The 20,992-nt window shown below is 31.3% G+C and carries 18 protein-coding genes; 6 read left to right on the top strand and 12 right to left on the bottom strand.

Translation table 11 applies throughout. The features are described from left to right. The first annotated feature begins 4 nt into the window (after positions 1 to 4). Positions 5 to 280, top strand: a complete 276-nt coding sequence (locus tag ATE84_RS22905) for an ATP-dependent Clp protease adaptor ClpS (RefSeq protein WP_025666493.1) — start codon at positions 5 to 7, stop codon at positions 278 to 280. A 538-nt stretch (positions 281 to 818) separates the two neighbouring features. Next, positions 819 to 1,670, top strand: a complete 852-nt coding sequence (locus ATE84_RS22900; protein ID WP_101450147.1) for a M57 family metalloprotease — start codon at positions 819 to 821, stop codon at positions 1,668 to 1,670. A gap of 92 nt (positions 1,671 to 1,762) precedes the next feature. On the opposite strand, the gene ATE84_RS22895 is transcribed toward ATE84_RS22900, so the two are convergent. From ATE84_RS22895 to ATE84_RS22870, 6 genes are all read right to left on the bottom strand, one after another. Next, positions 1,763 to 2,971, bottom strand: a complete 1,209-nt coding sequence (locus tag ATE84_RS22895; RefSeq protein WP_101450146.1) for a hypothetical protein — start codon at positions 2,969 to 2,971, stop codon at positions 1,763 to 1,765. Then, on the bottom strand, positions 2,961 to 3,248 hold the full coding sequence (locus ATE84_RS22890) for a hypothetical protein (RefSeq protein ID WP_101450145.1): 288 nt from the start codon (positions 3,246 to 3,248) through the stop codon (positions 2,961 to 2,963). Before ATE84_RS22890 ends, ATE84_RS22895 begins: the two co-directional genes overlap by 11 nt. Before the next feature lie 105 nt (positions 3,249 to 3,353). After that, positions 3,354 to 4,127: an outer membrane lipoprotein-sorting protein gene (locus ATE84_RS22885; protein ID WP_101450144.1), complete on the bottom strand. Its 774-nt coding sequence runs from the start codon at positions 4,125 to 4,127 to the stop codon at positions 3,354 to 3,356. 29 nt (positions 4,128 to 4,156) lie between these two features. Continuing rightward, positions 4,157 to 6,544 carry an RND family transporter gene (locus tag ATE84_RS22880; RefSeq protein ID WP_101450143.1) on the bottom strand — a complete coding sequence of 796 codons (2,388 nt, stop codon included), beginning with the start codon at positions 6,542 to 6,544 and terminating at the stop codon, positions 4,157 to 4,159. Between the two features lie 251 nt (positions 6,545 to 6,795). Then, positions 6,796 to 7,392: a TetR/AcrR family transcriptional regulator gene (locus ATE84_RS22875; RefSeq protein WP_101450142.1), complete on the bottom strand. Its 597-nt coding sequence runs from the start codon at positions 7,390 to 7,392 to the stop codon at positions 6,796 to 6,798. Between the two features lie 197 nt (positions 7,393 to 7,589). Then, positions 7,590 to 8,066: a Fur family transcriptional regulator gene (locus ATE84_RS22870; RefSeq protein WP_199176905.1), complete on the bottom strand. Its 477-nt coding sequence runs from the start codon at positions 8,064 to 8,066 to the stop codon at positions 7,590 to 7,592. A 316-nt stretch (positions 8,067 to 8,382) separates the two neighbouring features. Here ATE84_RS22870 and ATE84_RS22865 point away from each other — a divergent pair, with 316 nt between their 5' ends. Genes ATE84_RS22865 through ATE84_RS22855 form a run of 3 tightly spaced genes read left to right on the top strand, consistent with a single transcriptional unit; the run spans position 8,383 to position 13,939 of the window. Further along, on the top strand, positions 8,383 to 11,088 hold the full coding sequence (locus tag ATE84_RS22865) for a lantibiotic dehydratase (RefSeq protein WP_101450141.1): 2,706 nt from the start codon (positions 8,383 to 8,385) through the stop codon (positions 11,086 to 11,088). 3 nt (positions 11,089 to 11,091) lie between these two features. Continuing rightward, positions 11,092 to 11,988: a thiopeptide-type bacteriocin biosynthesis protein gene (locus tag ATE84_RS22860; protein WP_101450140.1), complete on the top strand. Its 897-nt coding sequence runs from the start codon at positions 11,092 to 11,094 to the stop codon at positions 11,986 to 11,988. After that, positions 11,981 to 13,939, top strand: coding sequence for a lanthionine synthetase LanC family protein (locus ATE84_RS22855; protein ID WP_101450139.1), 1,959 nt, complete (start codon positions 11,981 to 11,983; stop codon positions 13,937 to 13,939). Before ATE84_RS22860 ends, ATE84_RS22855 begins: the two co-directional genes overlap by 8 nt. 25 nt (positions 13,940 to 13,964) lie before the next feature. Here ATE84_RS22855 and ATE84_RS22850 read toward each other — a convergent pair whose 3' ends face one another. The 6 genes from ATE84_RS22850 to ATE84_RS25925 all read right to left on the bottom strand — a co-directional run bounded on the left by ATE84_RS22850 (position 13,965) and on the right by ATE84_RS25925 (position 20,467). Beyond that, positions 13,965 to 14,156 (bottom strand): pinensin family lanthipeptide, encoded by a 192-nt coding sequence (locus ATE84_RS22850; protein ID WP_101450138.1) that lies wholly within the window; start codon positions 14,154 to 14,156, stop codon positions 13,965 to 13,967. 125 nt (positions 14,157 to 14,281) lie between these two features. After that, positions 14,282 to 16,420, bottom strand: coding sequence for a TonB-dependent siderophore receptor (locus ATE84_RS22845; protein WP_101450137.1), 2,139 nt, complete (start codon positions 16,418 to 16,420; stop codon positions 14,282 to 14,284). After that, on the bottom strand, positions 16,417 to 17,853 hold the full coding sequence (locus ATE84_RS22840; protein ID WP_101450136.1) for a DUF3526 domain-containing protein: 1,437 nt from the start codon (positions 17,851 to 17,853) through the stop codon (positions 16,417 to 16,419). The genes ATE84_RS22845 and ATE84_RS22840 overlap by 4 nt, the downstream gene beginning before the upstream one ends. Positions 17,854 to 17,856: 3 nt before the next feature. Then, entirely contained in the window at positions 17,857 to 19,251 is a 1,395-nt protein-coding gene (locus ATE84_RS22835; protein WP_101450135.1) for an ABC transporter permease subunit, read from the bottom strand. A 7-nt stretch (positions 19,252 to 19,258) separates the two neighbouring features. After that, positions 19,259 to 19,957, bottom strand: coding sequence for an ABC transporter ATP-binding protein (locus ATE84_RS22830; protein WP_101450134.1), 699 nt, complete (start codon positions 19,955 to 19,957; stop codon positions 19,259 to 19,261). 162 nt (positions 19,958 to 20,119) lie between these two features. Next, positions 20,120 to 20,467, bottom strand: coding sequence for a hypothetical protein (locus ATE84_RS25925; RefSeq protein WP_143273692.1), 348 nt, complete (start codon positions 20,465 to 20,467; stop codon positions 20,120 to 20,122). 237 nt (positions 20,468 to 20,704) lie between these two features. Between ATE84_RS25925 and ATE84_RS22825 the strand changes: the two genes are divergently transcribed. Continuing rightward, positions 20,705 to 20,908 carry a hypothetical protein gene (locus tag ATE84_RS22825; protein ID WP_101450133.1) on the top strand — a complete coding sequence of 68 codons (204 nt, stop codon included), beginning with the start codon at positions 20,705 to 20,707 and terminating at the stop codon, positions 20,906 to 20,908. Positions 20,909 to 20,992: the final 84 nt, after the last annotated feature.

The following is a 20,992-nucleotide window of genomic DNA, read 5'->3' as shown; positions in this document are numbered from 1 at the left end:
CCTTATGAGTACTCAGGAGAAAGTTTTAGAAGAAGTTTTAGAAAAATCTGTTGATCAAAGCAATAACGAGATTGTTTTGTATAATGATGATGTGAATACATTTGACCATGTTATAGAAACTTTGATTTATACTTGTGAACATACACCGGTGCAGGCAGAACAATGTGCTATGTTAGTGCATTATAAAGGAAAATGCACAGTGAAAACTGGTGTTTATGAAGAATTAGTGCCACGGTGTTCTAAATTATTAGATGCAGGTCTTAGTGCAGAAATTGTATGAACGAATGTAGATTAGATTTGTTCTAAAATGATAAGTCCATATTATGGACTTTTTTTGTGTCTTAAATCATGTTATGGAAATAGATTGGACATTAATATTGTTTTTTATAAGTACACTTCTTTGATTTTTGTTAAATATTTAAAATATCGTTTTTTTATTTTTACATTCTCTAAATTGTAGGAAATAACCTTCTTTTGTTCGCGCTCTTTATGTTTAATTAAGTTTTCTTTAACATCCTCGATGATCCCTAAATTTAACACTTTGTTTACATATTGATTGGATAAAATAATTGTGTATTTGATCGATTTTCTTGTTATTTAAAAATGAGTTATCGAATTTTTTTATTAGAAGAATCTTACGGTTTTACCATATTATCAACGAATAGCTTAATAAATTAACATATTTTTAAAAAAAAATATTATATCTTCAAACCGCAAAAATTGAGAAAAGTTCAAAGTTTTCTACATAATTGTATTTAGAATAGAGCTTAAAAACTCTGTTTTAGTTTTAATAACTACACAAATTCAACTTATTTAAAATGAAAAAAATCAAAGTATTAGCGCTTTGCGCTATCGTTGCAGGATTTACGACATCCTGTGAAAAAAAAGAAGTTTCTAACGAAATACAACCAGAAGCTGTTACAAAACAAATTTCAAAAGCTCACATTCAAGCATTGCATGATGCTGGAGTCAATGATTTTGGAGCCACATATGGGACTGTAACGCATCCTGATGGATCATCTGAAGAGGTCATAAAAAGTGGAGATCTTTCTTTGGTGATTGAGAATCTGGCAGAACAAAGACTGGCAGAAATTGAAAGTGGTAGCAAGCAGTACAGAACTAATAATCTGGTATCTAGTAGTAATAGAAATATTAGGATTATCGGGTATACAGGATCTGGATATGCTTTAACCAGTAAAATGCGTACAGGACTTCAATGGGCAGTCAATAATTATAATGCATTGAATAATACTTTAAATTTTACCTTATCTTTTTCAGCATCAACCAATGCTGATATGGTGGTATATAATAATGGTAATTCAGGTGCAGGTGGATCTGCAGGTTTCCCTAGTAGCGGAAGACCATATAAGTGGGTTCAGATTAATGCAGGTAGTAACAGTTTAAGTAACAATGCTATGGAGCATTTAATGGGTCATGAAATGGGACACTGTTTAGGATTCAGACATACTGATTATGCTAAAAGAAGGTGTGATAATAGTAATGAAGGATCTGGTGGTATAGGAGCTATCCATATTCCAGGAACTCCTACTGCTAATCAGTGGGGGCAAAGTGGTTTAGATACAGATTCTATTATGATCTCTTGTTTCGATGGTAGTGAAGATGGAGAATTTAGTAGCAGAGATAGAACTGCTTTAAACTATTTATATTAAGATTTAATTGTTGAAAAACTTTGAACTTTTTGTAAAAGCCATCCTGTTAACTAGGGATGGCTTTTTTTATTTACACATTTTATGTTTGCTTTTTAGAAATATTTTGAAATAGAAATTCTGAAAAAACTATCTTCTCTAAAATTTGATAATATCAATTCATTATCATCTATTTCATTAAAAATACGGGCTTCAATTGCTGCAGTCCAGCTACTACCAAAACGCCTTGAAGCTTCAAGGCTAAAAATTGTCGTACTAGATTCTAGATCAGCAATTCCTCCAATTAGTATTGATGTGTCCTGAGTGTCATTAAAAGCAATGCGACTTCCAAAGAATATGTCATTTTGCAATGCATTTAGTGTCAATTCGTCTCGTTCATCGTACAGATACTCACCCAAAATACCTATATCAAGTCCATTCCCATCAATATTAGAGAATGTGTATTCGAGTCCAGCTACCATAGCAAAGAAATCCTGAGCATCTGCATTGCGATAAATAGATTCTAATTTCCATAAAAATGCATCATGGGTAATTTGAAGATCTAAGCCTGTTTGATGTATTACTGGGTAAAAGGCGTTGATATTTCCTGTGGTATCAAATACAAAAAGAGGCTCTCTTCCGGTTCCGTAAAAATGAGAGATGCCAATATCAAAAATATCAAAATAATGTTTCCAACGAAAAGCAACATCTTGCCTCCATTCTTTAGCGCTACTTTCATATTTCAGTTCATCTTTGTCAATAGCAGTTGGAAACCGTAATCGCCCTTTTTTACCAGAAAAAGTACGTTTACGGTGATAAGGCAGGTAAAAAAAATCAAAAGTTCCAAATTTTTCAGTAATCCATGTAAACTGAGCCATAGGTTGGCCTAATTTTTCTTCACCATCAAAAGTTTCAACAGCATCGGTTTGATTAATGATATCTACCAGATGATTACTTTCGGCTACACCCCAATAGACCTTTTTAAGCCCAAGGTTAAATTCCCAGTTGTTTTTAGCTTTTTGATAATATAGCTCACGTATATCCCAATGCGTTCGTTCTTCATCAACATCTAATCTAAAAAAACCTTTAAAATTAATACTTTCATATCCAGCATTCCATTCGGCTTTATATTCTGGTCGTACTGCCAGAGAAGGAAAATGATCTTCCTGATCTTCAAAAAGAGCATCATCATAGAAATAACGATATTCTCCTTCTAATTCTAACTCAAAATCATGGTTTACCTTTTTAGGTTTTTCGTTTTGAGCATATACTGTATTACCAATGCATAGTAGGAGAATTATATAATAGATAAATTTAATCTTCATGTATTAGTTGTTTTGTTTCCTGATCTTTAACCAGACCAAGAACTGTGATCAATATTCCAATAAGGATGATAAAAAGTAAAGCAATAAAAAACGGATTTTGATACACGTAATACAGTCCAATTGAGCAAAGGCTAAAAAAGATTCGTATTACTATGGTCCATTTGTATATTTTTTGAACCTGATACTTATAAATAAGAATCATCAAAAACCCAAATCCTAAAAATACCATTCCTAATAAATTTGCAAGTTCAGATGGGTATGTGGTATTACTTTGCATAATAGAAAACACAAGACCAGGTTGTGATAATAATAAAAACCAGTAGCCAAAAGAACCACTATAGTATATAACAAACTGAGCCTTGTGTATTTCATGTATGTAGATTTATCGCCCTGCTCGTTTAAGAGCAACTTGCGTAAAATCTTCATCGGCAAGTGCTGCCTCAAAATTATAGTCACTAAATTTTAACACGGTTTCTTTATTACTTTGGTGATTTACCATATGAAGGGTTAATGCTCTCCAGAATTTTCCTTTATATAATTTATAATCACTGTAGTTAAGTGTTTTTAGTAGTGAATTTTTGCGATCATAGAATTCAACCTTTTCTATTCGATATCTTTTATCTTTATTGTAAGTAACAATTCTTCTTGTATAACCAGATTTTGGATCAACTGGATCTTGTTCTACGATCAATGAACTTCCTTTTTCTTCTAGAAATTTATAACCGTATTTTTCTACTTCTTGCGAAGAAAGATCCTCGTATGCAAATTCACTACCTACAAAAGGGCCGGATTTATTATTAGAAGAAATTCTTTTTACCCTTTTGATTGAAGGTAAGAAAAGCCACTGATCATCTGCTCCAATTTTATGAGTAAAAGTTAATGTCGAAGTTCCTTTTACATCTTTTGGACTATTAAAAACAATCAGTGATTTGTCTCCGTCTGTTGTTTGTTCCAGAGTTCGAGTGATTAATAAGCGTTCACTGGTTTGTCCATTTTTATTTTTCAAGGTCATTTTTAGATTTACAATAGAGCTATTGAAACCTTGATCTGCCTGATCTGCTGCTTTAGCAATTTGCAAACCTCGTTCTTCTGCATTTTGTGCTGTTAAAGTTGCAATACTTAGTACAGCAAGTCCAGCTAAAATTAATGTTCTCATATTAATAGATTCTTTTTTGTTTTTATTTATTATTTATCAAGTTGCATTTGTGGTTCTAATTCTTTCACAGGTGTTTCTGATATAATCTTATCTTTTTTACTAATAAGAATTAGTAGCGAAGGCAGTAGTATAAAGTCGATAATTAAGGCCGACAGGATGATGATAACTGTAATTCTCGCCATATAGCTATTTAAAGCAAATGATGAAGTGGATAATACTGCAAACCCTGCAAGGAGTACAATTGTGGTGGTTACCAATGCTTTTCCAACGGTTTCAAAAGCGTAGATGACTGCTTGTTTGGCGTCATAGCCTAATTCTCTACGAGCCCTTAAGAACTTACTCATAAAATGAACAGTATCATCTACTATTATTCCTAACGTCATTCCGAAAACGATAACCATTCCTGTATTAATCTGAGCTTTGTACATTGCCCAAAATCCAAATCCAATAAAAACCGGAGTGACATTTGGGATGATACTTAGAAGTCCAAGTTTAAAGTTTCTTAGTGCGAACATTAATACGAGAGAGATCAATATTAGCGCAATGATATTTCCTTTAAGCATACTATCGGCTTGTCTAAAACCTAGTTTAGAAAACATAAGAGTAGGGCTTACTCCAATAGTATGCATAGGTTTTGGAGTATTATCCTGTAACCATTTTTCGGCTCTTTTTGAAAAAGCAATCATCTCGGCACTAGATATATTCTGTAGTGTTATAGTCACCCTACTTTCAGATTTATCTACATTAATTTGATTGTTGAGGTCTAATCCGAATGGTAAAGAAAGTTCGTATAGTAGTAAATATTGTGCTGCTTCTTCACGATTATTAGGAACCCTATAATAAGATTCATTATCTCCATGCATTGATCGATTTACCCTTCTGGCAACTTCACTAAATGCATTTACATGTATCACTTCGGGTTGTTGATTAAGCCAGTCTTCGAAATCATTTAATTTCTTAAGATATTCGGGATTATTGATTCCTCCGCTTTCTCCGCTTCCAACAGAGAATTCAACATTATAAATTCCGGTTAAGTTTTTGCTTATATAATCGGTGTCACTTCTAAATTGTACTGTTTCATCAAAATAGTTGATGAACTCATCATTAAATCGATTTTTTGTAGCCAAAAATGTAAAGGCACCAATTACAACTAAAGAGATTATTGCAAGTTTTGTAGGTTGTTTTGCCACAAAAACTCCAAGATTAGTATACCAGCTTGATTTTTCTATAGAAGCATCTTTCTTTTCTTTAACTTTTACAGGTAGAACTGCCATAAGTGCCGGTAATGCCGTAGTAGAATAGAAAAAAGCCATTGTCATCCCAAAAGCAGTAATATTTCCTAGATCCCAAAACGGAGGTACATCTCCAAAATTCATAGTTAAAAACCCAATAACAGTGGTTAAACTAGTGATGAAAACCGGCATGAAGTTAAGACGCATGGATTCGATAAGAGCATCTTTTTTTGTATACCCGTCTTTACGCATTTTTTGAAGCATAGTGATCAGAATATGAATACTATCTGCTACAGCCAATGTTAATATCATTGTAGGAAAAACAGAAGATGGAGGAGTGAGCTTGATCCCCATAATCCCAACAAAACCAATTGCGCTCATAATAGAGAATAGCACAACAATTAAAGTTGCTAACGTACTAAAAAAGTTTCTGGTAAGAATTAATGTGGTTAAGATCACAATAATCAACATAATTAGAGTTAACATCATGTCTCTCATTGAGGATTCGAAGAATGCAGTATTAAGAGGTACTAATCCAGATGAATGTATCTGGAAATTTGGATATTTTTCTTGAAAATCAGAGATTGATTTTCTAATAAAAGCAGTTACTTCTGGAATCTCTTTGGAGCTATCTTTTCCTGGTAGCCGTACCGTTATATTAACAGCAGTAACACTTCCTTTTTCATTAAGTAAACGATTTACCAAAAGAGGTTCTTTTAGTGCTTTTTCTTTAATCGTTTTAATTTCTGAATCGGTTTTGGAAGCTGATTCATAAGATAGATCGTCTACATATAGATCATCTCCTTGTGCACTTGTATGCTGAAAATTTGTTACCGCATCTACACGAGAAGAGTAAGGAGTGTTCCAGGCTTCGGCGGTGAGTTCTTCAATAGCAATTAAGTTCTCTTTGGTGAATATATCACCATTAGAGGGGGAGAGTACAATAACAATATTGTCATCTTTAGTGTATTTGTCCTGCAAGGCATCAAAAGCTTCAAGTTCTGGGTTAGATTCACTGAAAAATACGTGATAATCACCATCAAACTCCATGTTACCCTGCGAACCTAGCCCCATTGCAATAACTAATGTGGTAATTAATACAGGCCATTTGAATTTGATTACAAATTCTGCCCATTTTTTTGCAAACGCATTAGTAGCGTTACTTGCTTTTTTTAGTGCATTCATATTATTAGTTGTTAGTTGACCAGTCGACTTCTAGATGTTGCAAATCTATCTGGTACTGATTATTGTGAGTTTTTATGTTTAGACGATTTCGATATAAATAATTGGACATAGTCTTTACTATTTTTTTGAATAGTATAATTGACCAGTCGACTATTTTATTAGATTAATTTGCTACATTATAGTTTACATCATATTTTAAAGTTGTTAAAATGTTAATAATTGACCGGTCGTCTATGTGTCATTAAAAAAAATTATTTTAAAAACAACTTCATGGTCATATTCATTACATTATCCATTGGATAAGCACTTTGAGTTTCTTTCATGGTTGTCATTGCTCCTTTTCCGGCATCTTCAATAAATTCTACCATGTTTACTATATCAATCGAAGAGTCTATTTCCCCTTTTTTTTGAGCCTCTAAAGCAACGGCAATAATTTCTGTTTTTATTTTACCATGTTTTGCTAAAACAGCCTCTCGTATGTTTTCATTATGTTCGGCCATTTCATTACTTAGATTGCAGGCCATACATCCATTTTTGCATTCTAATTCTTTTTTTACTACTTCAATTCTGTATTCATAAAAATTAATCAGACGTTGTTTTGCAGAAAATGATTGATCACGTAAAATCGCTAGGGCAGGACTAACTTGTGTCGCAAAATACTTGTCTAAAGCCTTAATTACAAAATCTTCTTTACTATCAAAATAAAAATAAAAAGAACCTTTAGGGACATCTGCAGCCTTAACAATATCGTTCACACTAGTGCCATTATAACCTTTAGACCAAATGATTTCAATCCCTTTCTCTAAAAGGAAATCAGCTTTGGTTTCATGTTTTATGGTTTTCGACATTATTTTAATTAGGGATGACAAAAGTATGACCAGTCGTCTAGTAATGCAAATTTTTCCTTGTTAAAGTTTTGTTTACAAAATGAATTTGGTCTGATAGTCAGTATTTTAATGTGTAAATTTTATACTCGTCAAAGGACCGAAAATTATTTTTTGCAAACCATTACTTATCAGCTACATTTTACTTTTTTTAAGTATAATTATTTATTGCTTTTAGAATTTACATATTGTTCAGCTTTTTCAGAACATTTTTCACATATACCATAAACAATAAGATTTGTAGTATGAGGAACAAAACCTGAAGGCATTTTAATATTTGGAATTTGTAAATTCTCTAAACAATAAATATCCAAGCACACAGTACAGTTAAAATGTACGTGATTATCTTTATGATCATGCTCGTTGCAGGAAGATTCACAAATGGCATAATTAGCAGTTCCGTTAAGATCCAGTATTTTATGAATGATTCCTTTTTCTTCAAAAGTTTTAAGGATTCGATATAAAGTAACTCTATCTACATCTTTTCCAATCATTGCCTCAAGCTCAGGTTGCGAGGTAGCTGTTTTTCTTGATTTTAAAATAGAAAGTACAGATAAACGTGGTGCTGTTTTTCTTAACTGATGTTTCTCTAAAAGACTAGTAAATTCTTTATCCATAATTGTCGCAAACTTAATCATTTATTAGCATATTAAGTAAAAGAGTATTGTAAAATTAGTGAATAGCTATGAATATAAATATCAATTTCACAAAAGGTATAGTTTATTTTCTTAAGAGATTAACATTTTAAGCCTTACCTCCCGTTTCAGGGTAATGAAGCGGTTTAAGAACAGGGAATCTACTTCATGACTGAGAGCTTATTCCATGCATTTTCACTTTCAAAAAACAATTCCTATATTGCAACATAGTTGCATAAAAGTTGTTTGATTTATTTTTTTCATAATAAATTTTTGAACTAAAAAATATAAGCATAGCCCTAAGATATTTTAAATAATTATGAAAGAAAATAATACAGATAATTTAGAGGAATTTGAAATTTTCCCATATTCTTTTATACGATATGCTTCTGGGCATCATTCGGAATTTGAGCACCTTAAATGTGATGAAGTAGATAGTGTCGTAAGAGAAATGAATACCTTAAGAGTAGAGGGTGACATCTTAAGAGATAAGATTTGTAATTATCTACATACCGCAGTAAAAGATGCACATACATCTACCGAAAAACAGTTTTTTATAAATATAAAAAGAGATATTTACAATTTTAGAAATATTAGTCTTCATGATAGAGATAAACTTCTGAAGCTATTAAGTACAAAAAACAAAAAAGAATTTGAAGCATATATTTCTGTAAAACATAAGAAAGAGGAGCTGCTTCTAGAATGGCAAAATAACTATCAAAGAAATAGTATAACATATCGGACTATAATTCGAGAATTATCAAGAAATGAGCTTTTTCAAAAAGGAGTTAGATTATCGAGTAAAGTTTTTTATACCCAATTAGATACATTTCTTAAAAAGGAAATGTCGTCCTATGGAAAAAAAGAAGCAAGATTAGAATATAGTTTATTAAGGTACATGACCAGAATGTATTTTAAGACTTCTCCTTTTAGTACGTTTACACATTTAGGACTATGTGATTTAGTCGAAAAAGAAGACGTATATACACTTGCAAGGGGAGAGGTATGTAGTAAAATAAGACTGAATAATGATATATTTGATTATTTAAAAAGGTTACTTGTTTTAGATCCAGAAATTAACGAACAGTTATACCTTCAGCTCAATCCAACTATTCATGAAAAGGATAAGAAAATATCTTTTCTTATTAATTTTCACAATCTAGAATCCTTTCAAAGTATTGCGAATACAGGTAGCATAAAATTACTGTTGCAGACTGTAAAAGAAAGCGGTTCTATACGAATGCATGAGTTTATAGAAAAGCTACAAGAATCTATAGAAGGGAATTCCCGCCAAATTAAGGAGTATATATTGAAACTTATTGAAATTGGTCTTTTAGAGTTTGATTTTCAAACTTCAGGAATAGATCCGGATTGGAGTTTGAAATTATTAAGCTTTCTTAGAAAAATTGATAGCCCTTCACATGCTCTGAAAAAAACAATATCAGTTTTAGAAAAACAAAGTACTTGTTGTGAAATGTATGCGAGTTCTAATACGAACAAGAGGAGTATAATTCTAGAGGAAATGTTTCAGGAATTTAATGTGCTATTTGAGTTTTTTTTAGAAAGCATGAATATTTTCAAAAAAGACTATAAAGACTATAAGGAACAGTATAAGAAAATATTTGATACAGAAAAATTTAGAAAACATCCATATATACTTCCATCTCTTACTACAGAAAAACTAATATATGAAGATAGTTTTATTGAAAATAGAGGAAAAGTGAGTAAGGTTCTGCTTACAAAAATCATAGAAGATGTAAACTGCCTTATCAAATTATTGCAGCCTTTAGATAGTTTTCAAGAGGAAAGAAATAGAATAAAGTCTTTTTATTTAAATCAATATGGTGAAAATTCAGAAACAAATCTCCTGGATTTTTATGAACTTTATTATACGCATATAAAAAAACCACAACAGGATCATAAAGAAAGCGATGAATACCTTGATAAACATCAAGAAAATTATAATGATACGTATCGCAAATGGATTGAAGATTTTAAACAGATTATAAAACCGGCAATTAATGAAGCTGATACAGAAATATGTATAGATCAAGAAATGATCTATACCATGTTAAAACAATGGAAAACACATAGAAAAACGACTCTGGTTTCTCGAGCAATGTTTACACAAGTGTTTCATAATAAAGGCAATTTTCAAGCAGTAATAAATAGTGTTTCTCAGGGTTTGGGAAGAGCTGTTGGTCGATTCTTACACCTTTTTGACCCAGAAGTTTCTGGAGATTTGAAAATGTTTAATATACAAAACTCTAAAGGTGTTTTGTTTATGGAGTTAAGTGACGGCTCTTATTTTAACGCAAATTCTCATCCACCTTTGTTAGATTATGAAATTAAAATCCCGGATGGGCATACCAGTTTACCGATGGATTCTCAAATTGCAGTAAAAGATATTCTGGTTTATTATGATAAAAATAGTGAAGAAGTATGTTTAAAACATTCTATTAGCGGAAAACGAATTTTACCATTTGATTTATGCCTCCAGTCTTTGGATCATCGATCAAAATTGTACCAGCTTCTAGCATGTTTTTCTCCAGATCAATCAGTAAGTTTTAGACCTATACAAAGGGCTGTTCAAGAATTATTATTTGATGATAAGGAACGATCTCCCAAACGTGAAATTTATTATTTCCCCAGATTAGTATATAACAAACAGATCATTCTAAAAAGAAGAAGATGGTCGGTACTTACAACATCTATCCCTCAAAAAGGAGAACAACAAAGTGATGCGGATTATTTTTTAAGCATTAACCATTGGAGGCAAAAACATAATCTTCCGAATCAGATTTTTTTATATCTGCGTGCAAATTCAGCTACAAAAGGAGAAGGAGCAGCAGATGATTATAAACCACAATATATTCGATTTGATACTCCGTTACTAATAGTATTATGGAATAAACTACTTAAAAGAGCTAAGGAATATATTTATTTTGAAGAGATGTCTCCCGATACAGAAATATTAAAAGAACAACCGGTTAATGAACTTTTGGTGCAATGGTATTTTAAATAAGACATGGTAAACGTAGATCAGCACATATGGATTTCTGCATATCTGTTTCATGAGAAATCAGCAAATGAATTTCTTATTGAGTTTGTTCAACCTTTTTTAGAAAAAATGAAGCTTGAAAAAGAGTTGTTGAGATATTTTTTTATAAGATATTACGAAGATGGGCCACATATACGATTAAGATTATTGGTAAAAAAAAATGTTGAAAGAAAATGGAAAAAGAGACTGCAAGAGGAAAGAGAAGCATACTATTTTGAAGAAAATAGTTTAGTAACAGACAAAGGATGTCCAAATAGCGGTATTCGACTTGTTGAGTATACTCCTGAAGTAGATAGGTATGGAGGTATGGAGGTAATTAGTGCAGCAGAATTACAATTTGAGTCCTGTTCTGAAGTTGCCTTGAAGAGTTTACTGCAATATTCTAAAAACTGGAAAGATAACACAGCTTTTTTTTTAGCAATAAAAATGCATTTGATTTCCTTCGTAAGTATGGGTTTCAGTGATGAAGATATGAAAAAAACCTGTAAGTTTTTTATTCAGGAATGGCTTCCTTCTTTATATGATATTTCAAAACCAGAAGAAGAACAGCAACAATTTTTTCTTTCAGAATTTTCCAAAAAATTTGATATATATAAACAACAAATGGTATTTGCTGTTTGTACATTCTTAAAAGATATTAAAACCAGTGCTCCTGAAGATATTGTGTTAAATACATATTATTTAGAAAATAAGGATGTAGGTAAGAGATATAGTAATAAACAACTCAACTTATCTATAGAGTCAAGTATCGCAACTAGTTTTATGCATATGACGCATAACCGTCTGGGAATTATAAATACAGACGAAGCTTTCCTTGTGTATTTATTGTATAAATGTTTAGAGAATAATAATATAGATGAATGAAATAGAAAAATGTATACATGATGAGGTCTTATGGATTGCAGAAGAATTGATTAAAGCTTCAAAAGAAGACGAAAATGGATTGTTTTGGGAAACACTACATAAAGAACCTTATGGAGATTTTTATAATCAGGTTAATGAAGAAATTTATAATGGAGTTTCAGGAATTTCCTTATTCTTTATTTCCTTATATAAGTATACTAACAATGAAGAATACTTACAAATAGCAAAAAAAAGTATTGCCTGGACAGTTTCTCATATAGAAACATTGCCCATTAAATATTATACTTTTTATACAGGAACAATTGGAGTTATCTATACTTTGATTAAACTGTATGAGGTTTCAGGAAATCCTTCAGATTTAGAAACAGCTAATGCCTTGTTTTTGAGTCTTAAAAACGGAATCATTGATAAGGTTGAATTGGATGATCTGTTAAGCGGAAATGCCGGAAATCTTTTTGTAATAACTTTACTGTATACGTATACCCAAGACCCTGAACAGGAAAGTGTTATTCGAGTACTTGTAGAAAGATTAATAAGGAATGCCCGTATCTCAAAATACGGACTCAAATGGGGTTATGTTAGTGGTACCATAGATAGTTTAATAGGAATGTCCCATGGTACATGTGGTATTGCACATGTTTTATTAGAAGTAGGAGAGGCTTTAGATTATTCAGAATTAAAATGGGTCGCAGAAAAAGCTTTTGCGTTTGAAGATGAGTACTACAGCGTATCTTTAGCTTCCTGGGTAGATATGCGAGTTTCTGATAATCCCGAAATAAAAGACTTAGCTTTAGAACAGGGGCTATCGTACTATTTAGAAAATGAAAAAAGTATGAATGCCTGGGCACATGGTAATTCAGGAATAGGACTTTCAAGGTGTAATGCGTATACAATCCTTAAAAAGAAAAGACATAAAATTTCTGCAATAAGGGCAGTGTCTAATACAATTTCTGATATAGAAAAAGAGAAGGATATACCCAATTATACATTGAGTACAGGTTTGGGTTCATGGATAGAGTTATTACTCACTACCTCTCGAGTTCTAAAAGAGGAATCATTTATGAAAGAAGCTAAAAACTTAGCGAAAAAAGCAATTGACTATAGAGAGAGTAACAGTTTTTATGGATCAGGATGGTACTCAAATAAATCAGATCCTGCTTTGCTAGTTGGTACCTCAGGGATAGGACATTTGTTTTTACAACTATTAAATGAAAATATAGATTCTATACTGCTGCCAAAAATTAAATCAAAAAAACAATTACCACCTGAAAGCAAAATTACTTTGGCAAGTTTTAAAAAGAGTATTTATGAGAAATATTTAGAACGTACTATTTGGTTTTTAGAAAATAATGGTATTTGTGTAGACAAAGTTTATGAAAGTGGGTATAATGGATTTAATAGTCGAGGTTTCTCTAGAAAGATTTTAGGGTTGATCAAAGTTTTGGATGAAGAAAAAAAGAGGATGGCTATGGATATTTTTAAACTAGAAAGTATAATCATTGATATGCATATCAATGTCAATTATAATATATATAGAGAACATAAAAGAGATTTTTTTAGAGAACAATTGTCCAAATTTGAGAGTCAGGATTTTAGCATATTTCATGAATATAAATTTCAGATAAGTAGACATGTTAAGATAGTAAACTGTGAATGGCAATGGGCACAATCAGATAAAAAGGCTTGTTTAGAAAACCAATATGATAATAAAGGTGATTATAATGTGCTATTAAGATTAGGTAGACATCACGTTTACGAATTCCCTATTAGTCAATCAAGTGCATTTTTACTCGATATTTTGAAAAGGCCAAGAACGCTTTATAATGTAATAGAGTTACTAAAAAGGAAGTTAGAAACAAATAATGAAGAAATACTACAGCAAAAATTTATACAACAGCTAAAATATTTTATGGAACAGAATTTTGTAGAAGCAAAAAAATATGCGGGCTAAATATAACAATAACCCGCATAAAATTTTATAAATCAAAGGCTGGACCTTGTACTCGATTTGCACAAGTACATCCTGCATGACGATCTGTTGCGCCTGTGTGGGTAGGGTGTGCTAAAACACCTCCAGCAATATGTTTTGATACTTCAGAGCTGATACTGGTTACAAAACTCTCTACTTGTAACTCATCTAATGTTAATTTGCTTTTTGAATTTTTCATGTTTTTAATTTTAAATTATGCCTAATAAAAATGGGGTTGGCTTATCCCATTTTGTTGCAACATTTAAAAATAAGCAAGAATTAATTAAAACGCAACTTAGTTGCATTTTAATTAACAACATTTCTCTATAACTTAACACTTAACGAAATTTTGAAATTAAAAGGAGCTCCTTCTGTATAATATGCATTACCTTCATATATATCTCCTGTTAGAATATATCGTTTATTGGTAAGGTTGTCTAGTAGTAATCTAGTCGTGAATTTCCCTCTCGTATATGCAATAGATCCATCAAATTTGGAATAATCTGGAAGAAAAGCATCTACAGTATTTGTTGCTCTTTTTACGATAGAAGTATTCCCAAGACTTAAACTAAAACCAGGGAATACATTTGCAGGAAATGTATAGCGCACCCAACTATTGATAAGTTCTCTAGGAGAGAAAGAAGAAAGTTGCCCTACAATAGCAGGATTTGTGTCCTTAGTTATTGTTCCTTTGGTATATGCATAATTTGCAGATATAGATATATTTTTGGTAATATTTCCTATAACATCAACTTCAATACCTTTGTTTACAACTTGCCCTAGTTGTACGCTGAATAATGGATCAGTAGGATCTTGAGTAGTCATATTGTTTCTAGAAATATTGAAAGCAGTTACCGAAGTAGATAACAATCCATTAAACCAGTTTCTTTTAATTCCTATTTCTTTATCCTGTCCGCGTATTGGCTTAAATAGATTACCTTGCTTATCCTGGCCGTTTTTGGGAACAAAACTTTCATCATACAGTGCAAAGACAGATGTGTTTTTGTCTATCATATAGGTTATACCAACTCTTGGGGTGAACGCTTTTTGATCAAAGGTAGTCGCAGCCTCTGTATTGAAAATAGTTTTGTTTTCGTTATACGTATATTGCCCTCCAAAATCTACAATCAATCTTTTGCCAATTTTTATATTATTATAGAGATATGCTGCTAAAAAATTATTGTCGGACTTGTAAATTAAAAATGCTTCTTGATCCAAAAGTTCGTTTCTGTCTAGACCATATTGTAGATTATTGATATCAAATAAAAATGATTTAAGACCAAAACTCTGATATGTAGAATCTTTTGATCTAGCATACTCAGTTCCGACTAACACGTGATGTTTTATTTTTTTTCCGATTTTAAATTTTCCGTTCACAAAAAACTGAGTCGATAATGTTTCACTATTTGTAAAAGAATTCCATGCTAACCTATTTGTTCTTCCATTTTCATCAAAACCTACAGCATTGTATGTTTCTTCAGATAAGAAAGACCAGGTATCTGCGGGTGTTTTAGAATATGAAGATTGGTGTGTCATCTTCCAGTTATCATTAAATTCATGATTAAGTACCAGTCGTGCATTTTGCGCTTTAGAAGTAGAGTTTGGTAATCCAGGGTCTGCCAGATAATTAGCCCTTCTATCGTCGGTTAATAATTTATCTGTAGGAAAAAATTTGGTAAAAGTGGATCCGGCAATAGCATTTTGATTATTTAGGACATATTCTGCTAAAATAGAAGTGCGTTTACTAAAATTGTACTGTATAACCGGTGCGATAATAAATTTGTGCATCTTCATGATATCTACAAAATATTGTTGATAATTATACGCAGCGTTAAAACGATAAGAAAACCCTTTTTCTTTCACAATAGAACCTAGATCGACTGCTGCTCTATAAAAATTATAACTACCTCCGGTTAAGGTTGCATTTATAATCCTAGAATTCCCGGGTGTTTTTGTGACGATATTAATTTTCCCGCCAGCTTCACCTTTAGAACCTAAAAAACCTGCGGGGCCTTTAATAAATTCTATTCGATCTATTACAGCTTCATCGTCTTGAGATCCTCTAAAATTTCCGCTAGGAAGGCCATTTCTGAAAATCCCGTTTTGAGTAAAACCTCTTAAGTATAAATTACCTGCGCCATCAAAGACATCATTATTTAGACCAAAATATACACCACTTGCATTACGAGCAGCGTCTTTTAAAACAAATGCTCCTTGCTCTTTTAAAAGAGCAGCAGATACACTAATAATATTTTGAGGAATTTCTATTAACGGCACGCCTATTTTTAAGGTAGAAGAGGTCGTGTCATTTTTTACCTTCCGTTTATTTTCGGTGATGATTACATCTGGCAGTACATTGATTTTTTTTTCTTTTTCTAAATCCTCTTTTTGTTTTGGTACTTGTCCCCAGACATTTACAGAGTTTACTATGATTAATAGAAGAATTAAACTGAACTTGTTCATTTTTTAAATTTTAAATGTTTGTTAGGTTTGAGTGTTAAGTATCTTTGTAAGAAGATTAAAATGAGAGTGAGTAGGATGAGTTCTACTACACTTATTAAAATTTCTTTATATGGTTTTTGTAAATTACCTAAAGCGTATTTAGGCATTGTTAAGTAGTCTTTTACCTGTACGTGTTTATCATTGAAGATGAAATGATAAATAAATTTTTTCCATTTTTCCTGAAAAGAAAATGTAGACTCTTCAACGTATGTATAACTCTTAAAATCAGTACTGCCAATTTGATTTAATGTTTTTTGAACTTTTAAAGTGGGTACAAATTCTGAAAGTCTAGATATTAATTTTTTCCGTTTATTAGCCTTGTCTTTGTGAATTTTGGCTATAGGTGCAAGTTGATTTTCGAGTTCTTCATAATAGGCAACAAAATGTTTCGCACTATATTTTAAAGTATCATTGGGATTTTCTAATCCATATTCTGGATGATGATCGCGAAATTTTTTAATGAGCACTTTAGGTTCAAGATTCCAAACACTTTCTTTGATCTTTCGTTTTTCAGATGCCATATCGGCTTTTATCCCAATAGGATACAAAACGTCAATATAAAAAATGAAAAGTGAAGGGATAATAATGCTTAATAATAGCCATGTTCCCGTCATATATAAAGACGTGACTACAGAGTTTTTCTGAAATGAGATCAGTACATAACAAATAACAAACCAAAAAAATAAATAGCATATCGCTACAAATTGCCAACATAGAAAATCCAGAATAGCTACAGGAGTAGATGATGGAGCACTATAGATAGCAATTGTATTTAGAATACAAGTAAGTATTATAATAAGTAGGAACCTAAATAGTAATTTGTATGAGAGTACTTTTCGAAGATGATTACTTTGTAGTTTAAGTATAGTATATGTTCCTTGTTCTTTTTCCTCAGAAATTATATTATGGCAGAAAACTATTATTAGTAAAGGAATCAAGTAGATAATTACAAAGGATAAATCAAAATTACCTGCGGCTAATATTTCTGGATTTGAAATATCCGTTTGATAGATATGTAGAGAGTTATCTGTTGTAGAAATTTCTTTGTAAAAAGGAAGTACATCCCTATAACCAATAGCCATTGATGAAAAAGAATTCGGACGAAATGTAGCAACAGGCTTAACTAGATGTTCTATCCAAATTGGTTGGATAGCTTTATGATATGAAGTCTTATTTTCAGTAATAGTAGTATCTGCATTAAAATAGCCAATAGTGGTTTTAACTTGTTCTTCGTATAAATTTTCTAAATCATGAATAGCTAGCATCTGTTTTTTTGTGACACTATTTCCATAGTGAATACTATAGATTCCTAAACTGATATAGAATAGTAGAAGTAAAATATTGAAAGGTGTTCGGATCAATTTTTTCCATTCAAATAAAAAAATAGTCTTCATGTTTTATAGAATATTGTTCTTTTTAATACTAATTTCAATTAGAAATATTAGTAGCGCCAACCAATAAAAGAAAGAGATAAATACTAGATATTGTTTACCGAATACAAACCTGATCAAGGGTTGCTCATAGTTAAATTTTTTCATGTTCTTTAAAAATTCAGTACTTACAGTATGTTCTTTGTTTTTTGGGATTTTGGTAAGTTCTGCATTTAATGTTTTTACAAAATCATCACGATATATTTTGGCGTTTTTATGAAAATCCTGATGATGATATAAATCGGTTCCGGAAAAAGCCATAGATGCTTGATGTATTGAAATATAAGGAGTAAAGAAAGCGGCTATCTTGAACATGGATTTTTGCCGTTCCATTTGTTGTGAAATAGGAATAGATCGAAGGTGATGGATCTTACTATTATAATCCTCTGAAGCTTGTAATAATGCACCATCTATATTAATAGGTAAATGAGAAATACTATCTACATTGTATTGAGCAAGTAGTTTAGTTTCTGTTTTTTTTCTTCGCTCATTGTATGTACCATCTTCATGTACCCCAAAAGAAAAATCATGATCAATTTGCTTATTAAATTTATGATAAGAGATAAGAGGGTATTTTGTTTCAGCAATGCTAGCAACAAGTTTTGGAAAAATGACACACAATAAAATCCAAATACAAAGAAGTGATAGTAAGGAGTTTCTAGAAGTTTTAGTTTGATAAGAAATAAGCACGCAAATACTGGTGATTATAAAAAAATAGATACTATATGCTATACAAAATGATATAGCTTTAATGAATAGTTCAGTGCTAGATACTCCTGTAATTAGAATACATATAAAAACAGGTAAAGTAATTAGTGTAATAATAAAGTAATTACCAAAAATTTTTCCCCATACTAAAGAGCGATGATGTAAACCTTGAGAAAAAAGAATTTTTAAGGTCCCGGTTTCCCTTTCTTTTGAAATAGAAGAGAAAGAAATAAAAATAATTAATAAGGGAATTAATAATTGAAAAACAGTACTAACAGGAAGTTCCCCAAAACGCATAATTGTAGTAGTATCAGGAATGTTAGAAAAATTCATTTCTGATTGTTTATGAGCTTCTACTCTGTATGTAGTGCCACTATAGTTATTAACTCCAGGATCGTAAAGACTTAAAGAGGTAAATGGTTTGAATATATAAGTCCCAAAATGAGCAGCAGAGTGTGGATCACGATCTTTTTCAGATAATTCGTTTTGAAATAACTTTTGGGCATCCTCTTGCTGTTGTTTTATATTTTGGTAATTTTTAAATCCATTAAAAACAGAAATGCTTATCGTACACCAAGTAATGATACTCAATAGTATAAAATACTGTCTGCTAATAAGTTGTTTGATTTCTTTTTTTGCTATAATAGACCACATACTATTGTTATGATAGAGTTTTTAAGTATAATTTTTGTAGCTCGTTTGCATTAATTTTGGCATCAGACAATTCGTGTATCAAGCTGCCTCGACGCATTATCCCTATTCTGTTTCCTATAGTTACTGCGTTTAAAAGATCATGGGTTGCAATGAGAATAGTTTTCCCTTGTCGGCCTAATTTTTTTACTAATTCTGTAAATTCATTTATGGCTATTGGATCCAAACCGGATGTAGGTTCATCCATTAATAAAACATCAGCATTTTTGGCAATAGCAATGGCTATTCCAACTTTTTGACGCATTCCTTTAGAGTAATATCCTAAACGTTTATAAAAAGTAGCTGTTGGTAAACCTACAGATGTAAGAAAATGTTCTAATTCAGCTTTAGAATATTTGAAACCAGCAAGTCTGCTAAAAAAATCTAAGTTTTCAATACTGGTCAAATTACTATACAACATTACCACTTCGGGTATATATGCTAATGATTTTTTAGTTGTTTTATCATTTTGATGAACTACAACACTATTTATAAGCGCCTTGCCTTTAGAAGGAGTTATAAAGCCTAAAAACAGGTTAATAGTTGTTGTTTTTCCTGCTCCGTTTTGACCAAGTAGACAGAAAATGTCTCCTTGATTTACGGTTAAGTTTAAACTGTCTAAAGCGATATGGTCATGATATTTTTTTGTAAGATCAATTGCTTGCAACATAAGTAGTTTGGTTTTTGGTTAAGGTTTTAAGGTATTTTGAATATAGGTTTTTAGGTGTAAGACACTTATGTTTTACACCTATTCATTCCCTAGGGAAAAAGGAATATCATAATTTTATAACAGTTAAAAGAAAGACATATCTGCCTCTACAAAAGAATATGTTTAGGATAGAGGAGGACTATTGGCTAATGGGAAAATAAGAAGGTCAAATGCATAGATAGACTCATCCAAAGATGGAGTAAAATGCACGATGCTCTTCAATGTAGCCTCTGTGGTAAATGGATTAGAAAAAAAGTAAAAGACTTTTCTGTTCATTACAAAATTACATACAACACACTTAGGAGTAGAAGAATGTAACTCGGTATGAGAAGAAATCGAATTAGTGTTAGAATGTGAAATTATAAGATGATGAAAACTTTCAACTATTGGATTAGCAAGAAACACTAATAACAATATCCATGTTAATAATGGAAATATAATAACTGAATAGAAAGTCTTTTTATTTTTCATGTAATTGCACCAAAGTTGCAAAAAATAATTAATAGTGAATACTGTTTTATCATTTATTTAGCTTATGGTATTTTATGTCTGTTACTTAAAATAATAAAAATATTGATGTAAATGCTTGCTAATGATTTGTTTATTTCTGAGTGATAGATATTCTTAAAACTATAAGAATACTATTTTATTGTAAATTTGTATACTATTTGTGCTTAATAGCTTTAGCTATGATTGTTTAAAATTATTTTGAGACAAGGATTGTTAAAAGTAGGAAGAGATAGTTTGTTTTTATACCAGAAAGGACAAAATAATGGAGTACTTTATCCAGAGAGTGAAAGTGTGTTTTTTGAAGATAAGACTTCTGAGGAATCGATGAAATTTGTAAAAAAAACAAATCAGGAAATCATTACATTCTTATGGGTTTTAAAGGGGTACAATGGGAAAGAATAAAGATTGAGAAGTGGACAATTAAAACGACTAAAGAAAAAACACTTCTTCTGTTACTATCTATAATTAGTGTAGCTTTTGGCATTG

The sequence above is a fragment of the Aquimarina sp. MAR_2010_214 genome, from assembly GCF_002846555.1.
Taxonomy (GTDB): Bacteria; Bacteroidota; Bacteroidia; order Flavobacteriales; family Flavobacteriaceae; genus Aquimarina.
This window is presented reverse-complemented; position numbering and strand designations above follow the sequence as displayed.